10 protein-coding genes are annotated in these 11039 nt (G+C 39.1%); 9 read left to right on the top strand and 1 reads right to left on the bottom strand.

Annotation, left to right across the window (positions count from 1 at the left end; all coding sequences use genetic code 11):
- Positions 1 to 119 precede the first annotated feature (119 nt).
- Positions 120 to 1733, bottom strand: coding sequence for an FAD-dependent oxidoreductase (locus FFM59_RS04390; RefSeq protein ID WP_137601832.1), 1614 nt, complete (start codon positions 1731 to 1733; stop codon positions 120 to 122).
- A 141-nt stretch (positions 1734 to 1874) separates the two neighbouring features.
- Between FFM59_RS04390 and FFM59_RS04385 the strand changes: the two genes are divergently transcribed.
- The 9 genes from FFM59_RS04385 (at position 1875) to FFM59_RS04345 (ending at position 10936) form a co-directional block, all read left to right on the top strand.
- A complete protein-coding gene (locus FFM59_RS04385) occupies positions 1875 to 2819 on the top strand; it encodes a nucleoside hydrolase (protein WP_137601831.1) in 945 nt (314 codons plus the stop codon).
- 144 nt (positions 2820 to 2963) lie between these two features.
- Positions 2964 to 3980, top strand: a complete 1017-nt coding sequence (gene rbsR / locus FFM59_RS04380; RefSeq protein ID WP_137601830.1) for a ribose utilization transcriptional repressor RbsR — start codon at positions 2964 to 2966, stop codon at positions 3978 to 3980.
- Between the two features lie 93 nt (positions 3981 to 4073).
- The gene (gene rbsK / locus FFM59_RS04375) at positions 4074 to 4994 is read left to right on the top strand and encodes a ribokinase (RefSeq protein WP_137601829.1); all 921 of its coding nucleotides are present in this window, start codon (positions 4074 to 4076) and stop codon (positions 4992 to 4994) included.
- A gap of 18 nt (positions 4995 to 5012) precedes the next feature.
- Positions 5013 to 5693, top strand: coding sequence for a ribose-5-phosphate isomerase RpiA (rpiA, locus tag FFM59_RS04370; protein ID WP_137601828.1), 681 nt, complete (start codon positions 5013 to 5015; stop codon positions 5691 to 5693).
- Positions 5694 to 5843: 150 nt separating this feature from the next.
- Entirely contained in the window at positions 5844 to 6239 is a 396-nt protein-coding gene (gene rbsD / locus FFM59_RS04365) for a D-ribose pyranase (RefSeq protein ID WP_137601827.1), read from the top strand.
- Positions 6240 to 6250: 11 nt separating this feature from the next.
- Entirely contained in the window at positions 6251 to 7741 is a 1491-nt protein-coding gene (locus tag FFM59_RS04360; protein ID WP_137601826.1) for a sugar ABC transporter ATP-binding protein, read from the top strand.
- Positions 7734 to 8702, top strand: a complete 969-nt coding sequence (locus FFM59_RS04355) for an ABC transporter permease subunit (RefSeq protein WP_137601825.1) — start codon at positions 7734 to 7736, stop codon at positions 8700 to 8702. The genes FFM59_RS04360 and FFM59_RS04355 overlap by 8 nt, the downstream gene beginning before the upstream one ends.
- Before the next feature lie 12 nt (positions 8703 to 8714).
- On the top strand, positions 8715 to 9665 hold the full coding sequence (locus FFM59_RS04350; protein ID WP_137601824.1) for a substrate-binding domain-containing protein: 951 nt from the start codon (positions 8715 to 8717) through the stop codon (positions 9663 to 9665).
- 452 nt (positions 9666 to 10117) lie between these two features.
- Positions 10118 to 10936 (top strand): transporter substrate-binding domain-containing protein, encoded by an 819-nt coding sequence (locus FFM59_RS04345; protein ID WP_225420289.1) that lies wholly within the window; start codon positions 10118 to 10120, stop codon positions 10934 to 10936.
- Positions 10937 to 11039: the final 103 nt, after the last annotated feature.

The raw sequence follows: 11039 nt of genomic DNA, 5'->3' as shown, positions 1-11039 counted from the left end.
TATTTTTAACGGCTTCCCAACTCAATCAACTCACCTAACTACAACAGACAAACAATTCAAAGACCGAATTATCTGCCTGTTTAGGTTAGTGCTCGTTAATTTAGCGAGTTACTCAGCACTTACTCTTCTACTATCGACACCTCATACTTATGTCCAGCAAGAATACGGGCAGCAGTGTAATTATTGAGGCCAGGACGATGGGTGATGTAGATTTTTTTATTGGTAGGGACTTCAGCGAGTCGGTCACGTAAGTCGTTTAAAGGAATACTGAGATTAGGCGTGATGGAACCGGTATTGGTCTTGCCATCTTCATGGATTGCTAAGAAGAAGGCGGACTTTAAATCGTCGGCTGGAATTTCTTTCAAAGGGACCATTAAATCGGCTTGGTTCAATTGATTAATGGCGACATAACCGGCGGTATTTAAAGGATCGCGTGTGGTTGAATATGGTGGTGAGTATGGCAACTCTAGATCAGGCAAGTCATGAACCGTTAAGTTACCAGTAATGGCAACTGAGAGTTCCCCAATCCGTTTATCTACACCAGAGTGACCAATTGCCTGGGCACCTAGAATAGCACCTGTCGATGGATGATAAGTGACTTTTAAATTCAACCGTTTGGCATTGGGGTAAAAATAAGCATGGTCAAATGGTGTAATAAAAATGCTTTGATAATTCATTACCCCAGCGGCTTCTAACGTCTGTTCGGTATAGCCAGTGTAACTAACGGTCATGTCAAATACTTGCGCAACTCCGGCACCGATGAAACCACGATAGGTGAGATCAGCTCCTAGTAAAGCGTCGGCTAACAAGTGGCCTTGATGATTGGCAGCGCTAGACAGGACACTTTGGATTGGCAAGCCAGTGATATAACTCGTTGTTTCAATTACGTCACCGATTGCGTAAATGTCTGCCACATTAGTTTGTAGGTGTTCATCCACGATGATGTGCTTGTCTGGAGCAAGTGTAATCTTTGCTGCAGGCGCTAGTTCACTATTTGGCACGACACCAGTTACGAAAATTAGCATATCGGTCTTTAGGGTTTCCCCAGAAGAAAGATGAATCGATTTTCCTTGTTCGGTGATTTTGTCGACATTGGCATTGGTGTGAAGATCAATTTTATGTTTGATGAGTTGCTTTTCTAAAATTTCTGTAATTTCAGGGTCAAATGGAGCTGCGACGTGTTCAGAGCGTTCCACAATCGAAACAGTTAAACCTCGAAGCTGAAAGTTTTCGGCTAATTTGATTCCCGCCGTTCCACCTCCAACAATGGTGACGTGATGGGGATGATTAGTTTCAATGAAATCACTGATTTTGTCAGCATCCGTAACGTTGCGAATTGTGAATAAGTTTGTCGCATCAGTTAAACCATTAATTTTGGGCACGGTGGGACGAGCGCCGGTTGCGAGAATTAATTTGTCGTAAGATTCAGTATAAGTAGAACCATCAACTAAATTGGTCGCCGTCACAATTTTCTGTTCCGGGTCAATTGCGGTCACTTCAGTTTGGATACGAACATCTATATTGTTCTTTTCTTTCAAAACTTCTGGAGTGCGTTCAATTAAACTGTCGCGTTCTTTGATGACGTGCCCCAAGTAATAAGGTAAGCCACAGCTGGCAAATGAAATGTGTTGCCCACGTTCGAACATGATAATGTCAACATCTTCATCTAACCGCCGAAGTCGGGTGGCTAATGACGGTCCTCCGGCAACGGCCCCAATAATAATGATTTTCATGATGAATCAGCTCCTTTTGTTATCGTTTTCATTATCGATATTATAGCGTAATTCTAGAAATAAAACCGTTTTGACGAAAAAGCAGCACAGCATCGCCGTTCTGTAGTAATATGAATATTAATAAACGAGGGGGTACTTATTTTGCAAAATGTCTATTTCAATCACGATGGAAATGTTGATGACTTGGTGTCGTTATTATTGATGTTACAAATGCCAGATATCAACTTAACTGGAGTCGGTGTCGTTGGTGCAGATTCATTCGTAGAACCAGCCGTGTCCGCGTCACGTAAAATTGTGGATTTATTTGGCTCGCACTCGCAAGTCAAAGATATTGCTAAATCCAATTCACGACCTGTGCACCAATTTCCAACCAATTGGCGGTTGAGTTCATTTTCATTTGATAATTTTCCGATGCTTAATGAAACTGGCACAATCAAAACGCCTGAAGCCGCTAAACCGGCTCATCTGGATATGATTGATAAATTACAAAATCAAGCCGATAAAACAACCTTGGTCATGACTGGGCCGTTAACTGATTTGGCGCGGGCACTCCAGGTTGATCCCTCAATCACCGACAAAATTGATAAATTATTTTGGATGGGTGGCACGATGAATAACCAGGGCAATGTAAATGATCCTGAGCATGACGGCACGGCTGAATGGAATGCTTTTTGGGATCCCGAAGCAGTCAAAATTGTCTGGGATGCTGATATTGAAATTCAAATGGTTGGTCTTGAAAGTACCGATCAAGTGCCGTTAACAGTAGGATTACGCGATCGTTGGGCTAAACAGCGCCGTTTTCCAGCACTAGATTTGATTGGCCAAGGTTATGCGTTAGTGCTGACTTTTGAAGCTGATTCTAAATATTATTTATGGGATGTGCTGACTGCAATGTCATTTAAGTATCCGGAAATTGTTGAATCAAAGGTAGTTACCGGGGATGTTGAAGTCGATGGCCCTGCTGCTGGTAGGACCTATTTAAAAGATGGTGGTCGCAAAATTACACTCGTCACGGCTGCTCATGAAGATTTGTTCTACGATAAAATCGATGAATTACTTCAATCAGCTGCCAAACCACTTTATTAGACAAAACCTGCCAGGTTTGTTTAACTGTATAATTCGCGCGACGTAGTGGTTGCATTAAATTTCGGTTAGTATTTAAAATAAATTTTGTCAGACGTCAAGTTTGACGATATACTAAAAATAAATCTCTCACAGGAAGTGACACATATGGTACGCAAAGTAACAATCAATGATTTGGCTCAGGCCGCTGGCACATCAGTAACTACTGTGTCTCAAATTTTAAATGGAAAAGGTGACCGCTTTAGTGCAGATACGCGCAAACGGGTCTTAAATTTAAAAGTGGAAATGAATTATGTTCCGGACTTTAACGCTCGGAATTTAATTATGAAATCTGCGCAAACAATTGGAGTTTTAGTGCCAAATGTGGGAAATCCATTTTTTAGTGAATTAATTAAAGGCATTCAGACGATTGCTCGTGAAAATCAATTTATTCCCATTATTTTTAGTTCTAATCATGATGCGGAATTGGAAAAGTATTACCTGGAAAAATTGGTCGAACGATCAGTTAGTGGCTTAATTATTGCCAGTGCCGCAATCACAGCCGAAGTGATTGATGAAATTTTAAATCCGAATAACATTAAATACTTGTTAATTGATGAAAATACTGTAGAAGCAGGCGACACTGTTCAAACTGATGATTATCATGGTGGACAATTGGCAGCTCAGCATTTGATTGATTTGCACCATAAAAAAATTGCAATGATTATTTCAGATTCATTAACGAATAACTTGCGCCGTCGATTACAAGGATTCGAAGATGTCTGCATTAAAAATGATATAGATTTAAAAACCGATATTGTCAAAATTGCATCGCCAATGACTAAAAGGGGCGGTTATGAAGCAGTCACCGAATTAGTGAAGCATCCTGAAGTGACCGCGGTCTTTACGATTAATGATGAAATGGCCGTGGGTGTGTATCGTGGTTTGCGGGAACGCAAAATTGATATTCCTAATGATTTATCCGTTATTGGATATGATGGCATTGAATGGGGCGAATATTTTTCACCTAAATTAACAACTATTCGCCAACCAATTATTGAATTGGGTAAAAAATCTGCCGAAGTTTTGTTGAATCGAGTGAACAATCCCAAGGTAAAAACTCAAACCGTTAATTTGCCAGTCGAATTGGTTGCTCGGGAAAGTACTACCCAAAATACAAAATAGTTGTTGAAAAGGCTTACATTTCATGATAAAATATTTGTACAAGATTAGTAAAAGGTTTTACTTGAGTGTTTAACCAGAAAGAGAGAATTGATTATGGCAAATAAAGTAGTTATCTTAGGTAGTTTAAACGTAGATACCATTTTAAGAATTAAACGAGTACCACAACCAGGCGAAACTTTACAGATGAATGACCGTAGTAGTGCCGCTGGTGGAAAGGGCGCTAACCAAGCTGTTGCAGCTGCGAGAGCCGGCGCTGAAACGAGTTTTATCGGCCAAGTTGGAAACGATGATGCTGGTAAATTTATGATTGAATCTTTAAAAGATGACAATGTCGATACTTCTGGCATCAATGTTGATACTGGATCAGGAACCGGATCAGCTTATATTTTCTTAGATGAAAATGGGCAAAATAGTATCTTGGTCTATGGTGGGGCTAATCAAAAGGTTACAGAAACGGAAGTTAATAATGCTGCAGAACAAATTAAAAATGCAGATTTCGTAGTGACACAATTTGAAACTCCGCAAAAAACAGCTATTGCTGCGTTCAAGTTGGCGAAAGAAAGTGGTGCAATTACCATTCTGAATCCAGCGCCAGCTTCTGAAATGTTACCAGAATTACTAGAATTATCAGATATCGTGGTCCCTAACGAAACTGAAAGTGCTAGTTTAACTGGAATTGAAGTGACGGATGAAGCATCGATGGTTGAAAATGCGACCGCCTTTGCCAAACTGGGTGTGAAAAATTTGATTATCACAGTTGGTAGTAAAGGTGCCTTTTATTCAACTGAGGATGGTCAACATGATTTTGTCCCTGCCTTTAAAGTGGATGCTGTTGATACTACTGCCGCTGGTGACACATTTATCGGAGCACTCAGCTCACAATTAAAGAAGGACTTAAGTAATATTAAGGAAGCATTGACCTTTGCTCAACGCGCTAGTTCAATTACAGTTCAACGTTTAGGCGCAATGCCATCAATTCCAACGAAAGCTGAAATTGAAGCTGCAAGCAAGTAAGTTTTTGGAGGTTAAACGATGGAACAAAATGAATTAAAACAATTAGTCGGTAATGAAGCAGTCAAGTATGTTGAAGATGGCATGATTGTTGGCTTAGGATCTGGGTCAACGGTTAGATACATGGTCGATGCGCTGGGTAAGCGAGTGGCTGATGAAGGGTTACACATTACCGCGGTCGCCACGTCAAATTTCACAGCTAATCAAGCTCAATCATTGGGAATCACTGTTAAAGATATTGACGAGATTGATCAAATCGATTTAACCATCGATGGTGCCGACGAAATTAGTGATGATTTTCAAGGTATCAAAGGTGGTGGCGCAGCTCATTTATGGGAAAAAATCGTCGCCATTAATTCGAAAAAGAATATGTGGATTGTTGATGAAAGCAAGTTAGTTCATCAATTAGGCGCCTTCCCATTGCCATTAGAAGTGATTCCATTTGGTTCAACGCACGTGTTGGCTAAATTGGAGCAGATGGGTTACCATCCAAGTTTCAGAAAAGATGATAATCAGCAATATGTTTTAACTGACGAAAAAAATTATATTATTGATTTACATCTGGGTACGATTGACGATCCATTTGCTCTTGCCAAAGTGTTAAATGGCATTGTCGGAGTCGTCGAGCATGGACTATTTTTGAACGTGGTTGACACGGTAATTGTCGGCACACAAAATGGCCCTAAAGCGCTAAATAAGTAGTAATTAAACCACAGAGATGCGGTTTTAGTTTTAGAAATATTTGAAAGCGTTTACTTTTTGTGATATATTTACTAATGCAAAATAAATTGGACGCTTTTCGCATGTTAAGTAAAACGTTTTATGTAAAAACACAAGGAGGGTTACTGTTTCATGAAGAAAACAACAGTTATTAATTCAGATTTGTCCAGAGTGATTAGCCAAATGGGTCACTTTGATACGTTAGCCATCGGAGACGCGGGGATGCCAGTCCCAGCAACTACTGAAAAAATTGATCTGGCAGTTACCAAGAACTTACCAAGTTTTATTGATGTGGTAACGAACATCATTTCAGAACTAGAAGTGCAAGAAATTATTTTAGCCAATGAAATTCGGACGAATAATCCAAGTCAATTGACAGCAATTCAAAAGTTATTCCCAGACACCAAGATTTCATTCATTGCACACGAAGATATGAAAAAAGATTTGAAGGATGCTAAAGCCTTCGTTCGCACGGGTGAGATGAGTCCGTTCTCAAATATTATTTTGGTAAGTGGGGTAACATTTTAAGGAGGAATATCATGGATATTGAAATGAAAAACATCTCCAAAGCTTTTGGACAAAATAAAGTGCTACGAGATGTCAATTTTTCAATTCACAGCGGCGAGGTCCATGCGCTGATGGGTGAAAATGGGGCTGGTAAATCAACGATGATGAACATCCTAACGGGCTTACTGAGTGCGGATGGTGGAGAAATCTTAGTTGATGGCCAAAAAACACTATTTAAAAATGCACTGGATGCCGAACAACATGGAATTGCATTTATTCATCAAGAAATGAATAACTTTGCGGATATGTCAGTCGTTGAAAACATGTTTCTCAACCGCGAACTCAAAAAAGGGTTTGGAATGTTGGACATGAAGACCATGCGTGAACAAGCTAAAGACGCACTTGACAAGTTAGGTGTAGATATCTCAGTTGATACACCAGTTGGTTCACTCAGTGTTGGTCGCCAACAAACGATTGAAATTGCTAAGTCATTAATGAATAAAACACAAGTTTTGATTATGGATGAACCTACAGCAGCGTTAAGTGAAAACGAAATCGCTAAATTATTTACTATTATTGGTTCGCTCAGAGAACAAGGTGTCGCTATTATTTATATCTCCCACAGAATGGAAGAAATCTTTGAAATTAGTGATCGCTTAACGGTAATGCGTGATGGACTCACAATCAATACTTATGAAACTTCAGAAACTGACGTTAAGCAAATCGTGCACGACATGGTTGGACGTGACATGGGAGACTTTTATCCAGACCGTCAGCCTAAATTTGGTAATGAATTACTCCAAGTTAAAGGTTTGACCAGTGGAGATACATTCAAAGATGTTAATTTTTCAGTTAGATCAGGTGAAATTTTAGCCTTCTCAGGATTAATGGGAGCTGGTCGGACGGAAATTATGCGTGCCATTTTCGGCGTTGATAAGCTCGACAGTGGTGACATCTTTGTTAATGGTGAAAAAGTTGAAATTAAAACACCGGAACAAGCCATCAAACACAACATTGGTTTTCTCACTGAAAACCGTAAAGATGAAGGCTTAATCTTAGATGGTAGCTTGTCAGAAAATATCGACCTACCAAGTATTGATGGGTTTACTAAAAATGGATTCATCGACGAAAAAGCGGATAAAGATTTTGTTGATATGTTGATGAAACGATTAGGAGTTAAGGCTCAAAGTTCTCAAGATTTAGCTTCTAGCCTTTCTGGTGGTAATCAGCAAAAGGTTGTTCTCGCTAAATGGGTTGGCTCAGGGGCTCAAATCTTAATCTTAGACGAACCAACTCGTGGAGTTGACGTTGGTGCTAAACGTGAAATTTATGATTTGATGAATGAATTAACCGACCGTGGAACTGCAATCATCATGGTATCTAGTGATCTTGATGAGGTACTTGGCTTCAGTGACAACATTGTTGTAGTTTATGAAGGCAAAATTCAAGGCGAAATAGCTACTAAAGATGCTACTCAAGACAAAGTCATGACACTAGCGACTGGAGGAGAAATAAATGAATAACACAGAAACGAAAAAGAAATTTAATATTGGTGAGTTTTATTCTAAGTTAGGCCCATTGGTGGCATTGCTTGTATTGGTAATTTTTGTAAGCGTTTTAAATAGTTCGTTCTTGAATATTAATAACATCATGAACTTGCTACAACAAATTTCGGTTAATGCATTGATTGCGTTTGGGATGCAGTTTGTTATCTTAACTGCCGGAATTGATTTGTCAGTTGGATCAATTCTTGCATTGAGCGGTGCTTTCATGGCCCAATTGATTTTAATGGGTTGTCCACCAATTTTTGCCTTTGCAATTGGAATGATTACTGGTGCTATCTTTGGTGCCGTTAATGGTGTCTTGATTGCTTACGGTAAAGCTGCTCCATTTATTGCTACTTTAGCAACCGCCGCAATTTTCCGTGGTGCAACTTACGTGTTGACAAATGGTAACCCAATTACTGGTAAAACCATGAACAACGATTTCTCATTCTTATTCCTTGGACAAGGCTATTTATTCGGAATTCCATTCCAAGTTTATGTCATGGTTATCATGTACGCATTGGCTTATGTGCTCCTACACAAAACTACATTTGGTCGTAAAACGTATGCCTTAGGTGGGAACGAAAAAGCCGCCTTTGTTGCTGGTGTTAATACTAAGAAAATTACCATTTGGATTTATGTAATTGCTGGATTCTTATCAGCCGTTGCCGGTATGATTTTAACTTCACAACTTTCATCAGCTCAACCTGATGCCGGGACCGGTTATGAAATGGATGCCATTGCTGCCGTTGTTTTAGGTGGGACGTCATTAGCTGGTGGTAAAGGTAAGATGTTCGGTACTTTAGTTGGTGCCTTGATTATTGGGGTCTTGAACAATGGGATGAACTTATTAGGAATCTCAAGTTTCTACCAACAAATTGTTAAAGGTATCGTAATCTTGATTGCCGTATTGTTAGATCGTAAGCAAGCAAAAGCCTAGGAGGACGAATTCATGAAGAAAATTGGTATGAAAAGATTAATTGGGTTATTCACAGTATTCTCAGTCTTTCTGATGGTCGCTTCAGGTTGTCAATATGCGACAATCGGCCGTCCAACCAGCAGTGACAAGGTTGAAAAGAAAGCCGCTAAAGACGTTAAAATTGGTGTTTCAGTGTCGACGTTGAGTAATCCTTTCTTTGTTAATTTGAAAAAAGGAATTGATTCAGAAGCAAAGAAAAATAATTCAAAAGTGGAAACATTTGATGCACAAAATGATAGTTCAAAACAAAATAATCAAATTTCAGATTTAATCACTAAAGATGTAGATGTTATCATTGTTAACCCTGTTGATTCAGATGCGATTGTTTCATCTGTCAAAAAAGCAAACCAAGCTGGGATTCCAGTTATCGCCTGTGATCGTGGTTCAAATGGTGGGGAATTACTAACGACTGTTGCTTCAGATAATGTCAAAGCTGGTAAGATGGCCGCTGACTTCTTGGCTGAACAAGTTGGAGATAATGCTAAAGTTGCCGAACTTGAAGGAACTCCTGGTGCTGATGCTGCCGTCCAACGTGGTAAAGGATTTGATGGCCAAATTAAAGGTAAGCTAGATTTAGTTGCCAAACAAAGTGCTAACTTTGATCGTGCCAAAGGACTCAATACTACGCAAAATATTTTGCAAGCACATTCAGATGTTAAGGGAATTTTCGCCCAAAACGATGAAATGGCATTAGGTGCAGTTAAAGCCGTTCAAGGCCAAGACATCAAGATTGTTTCTATCGATGGAACCCCAGATGGTTTAGCAGCTGTTAAAAAAGGTACAATCACTGGAATCGTGGCCCAACAGCCTAAAACTGAAGGTGAATTAGCCGTTAAAGCAGCCTACAAACACTATCGTGGAGAGAAAATTTCCAAACATATTGCTTCTCCAATTCATTTAGTTAAATCACCAAATGCACAATAATTTGGAGTTGGTCATATCACTTGTAAACGTTTACATGATATGGTAATATACTAGGTGAGGAAGGACATTTAAAGTTCTTGAATCGAGTCGGTGGGGTTCAATCATCGGTGATTCGGACCTCTAGATATCAAGCACAGGTTTCTGGTAGCCGAAGATTAGTAGGCCAGAAGCAGCGTAAGAGTGGCTCATAATATCGAAAATAATTCGGACAGAGCAGCTACCGGCGTGCACTAGGAACTCACAGGAGTAATGCAAATCAGATTGAGTGTCTGAGAAGACCTCCAGAGGTTGCATATACAATCCGTTCTTCCGGAACACCTATCAACGTAAAAGGTTGGTAGGTGTTTTTTTGCGTCTAAATGTAAATTTATTCTTGCTTGATATACGGATTGATGGTTTAATATAAAACAATACTTAATTATATGAATATATATTCAGAAATGGAGAAAGATATGAAAGTTAATAAGAGGTTGTTAGCAGTTATTTCATTGTTAGCAGTATTGTTGGTAATCGTCAGTGGATGTGGGAAAAAAGCTGATAATAGTGTGAAGAAGATCCAAGATAAGGGAACATTGGTAGTTGGGACTGAAGCTGAGTTTGCACCATTTGAATTTCCAATTATCAAAAATGGACAAAAAGTGATCACTGGCTACGATATGTATATTGCTAAAGCGATTGCCGATGATATGGGTGTGAAACTAAAAATTGTGAATACCACTTTTTCTTCATTAATCCCGGATTTAAAGGAAAATAAGATTGATTTAGTTTTAGCGGGGATGACCGCTACACCGGAACGAAGAAAGTCGGTTGCATTTTCAAATGGTTATTACAAAGTCGAAAACGTGTTATTAGTTCAAAAAGGTAATGCAGATAAATATGCCAAAATTAGCGATACTAATAAGGCACAGATTGGTGTACAACAAGCTTCATTACAACAAACAATTGCGAAAAGTAAACTGAAAGCCAACTTAGTGACGGAAAGCAATGTTAATAGTTTAACTACCGAACTAGGTCAAGGCAAGTTGGCCGGTGTAATCTTAGATAGCGTGGTGGCGGAAAACTTTGTTAAGCAAAACCCAGACAAGTATGAAGTGGCTAAAGTTAAGTTACCAACGCCAAAATCACAACAAGACATCAGTGTGGCGGCACGTAAGGATGATAAAAAATTAGTTACACGAGTTAACAAGGTGATTAAGCAACTGAAATCATCAGGCAAATTAGATCAGTTATATAAAAAGGCTGAAGACAAACAAGCTGAGTTGAATAAATAAATTAAATATGCATAAATTAATGGATAAACCTTAAAAAATACAGATAAAATGCAAATAAACGGATTTTTTGTAATAAATATTCACTTTTTACTTGATTTTTGTT

It is taken from the genome of Paucilactobacillus nenjiangensis, from assembly GCF_005405445.1.
GTDB classification, from domain to species: domain Bacteria; phylum Bacillota; class Bacilli; order Lactobacillales; family Lactobacillaceae; genus Paucilactobacillus; species Paucilactobacillus nenjiangensis.
This window is presented reverse-complemented; position numbering and strand designations above follow the sequence as displayed.

Excerpts from the sequence above, each read along its gene's own strand:
- rbsD (WP_137601827.1), top strand. The coding sequence starts at position 5,844 with ATGAAGAAAACAACAGTTATTAATTCAGATTTGTCCAGAGTGATTAGC.
- FFM59_RS04390 (WP_137601832.1), bottom strand. The coding sequence starts at position 1,733 with ATGAAAATCATTATTATTGGGGCCGTTGCCGGAGGACCGTCATTAGCC.
- rbsR (WP_137601830.1), top strand. The coding sequence starts at position 2,964 with ATGGTACGCAAAGTAACAATCAATGATTTGGCTCAGGCCGCTGGCACA.
- FFM59_RS04345 (WP_225420289.1), top strand. The coding sequence starts at position 10,118 with ATGAAAGTTAATAAGAGGTTGTTAGCAGTTATTTCATTGTTAGCAGTA.
- FFM59_RS04350 (WP_137601824.1), top strand. The coding sequence starts at position 8,715 with ATGAAGAAAATTGGTATGAAAAGATTAATTGGGTTATTCACAGTATTC.
- FFM59_RS04360 (WP_137601826.1), top strand. The coding sequence starts at position 6,251 with ATGGATATTGAAATGAAAAACATCTCCAAAGCTTTTGGACAAAATAAA.
- FFM59_RS04355 (WP_137601825.1), top strand. The coding sequence starts at position 7,734 with ATGAATAACACAGAAACGAAAAAGAAATTTAATATTGGTGAGTTTTAT.
- rpiA (WP_137601828.1), top strand. The coding sequence starts at position 5,013 with ATGGAACAAAATGAATTAAAACAATTAGTCGGTAATGAAGCAGTCAAG.
- rbsK (WP_137601829.1), top strand. The coding sequence starts at position 4,074 with ATGGCAAATAAAGTAGTTATCTTAGGTAGTTTAAACGTAGATACCATT.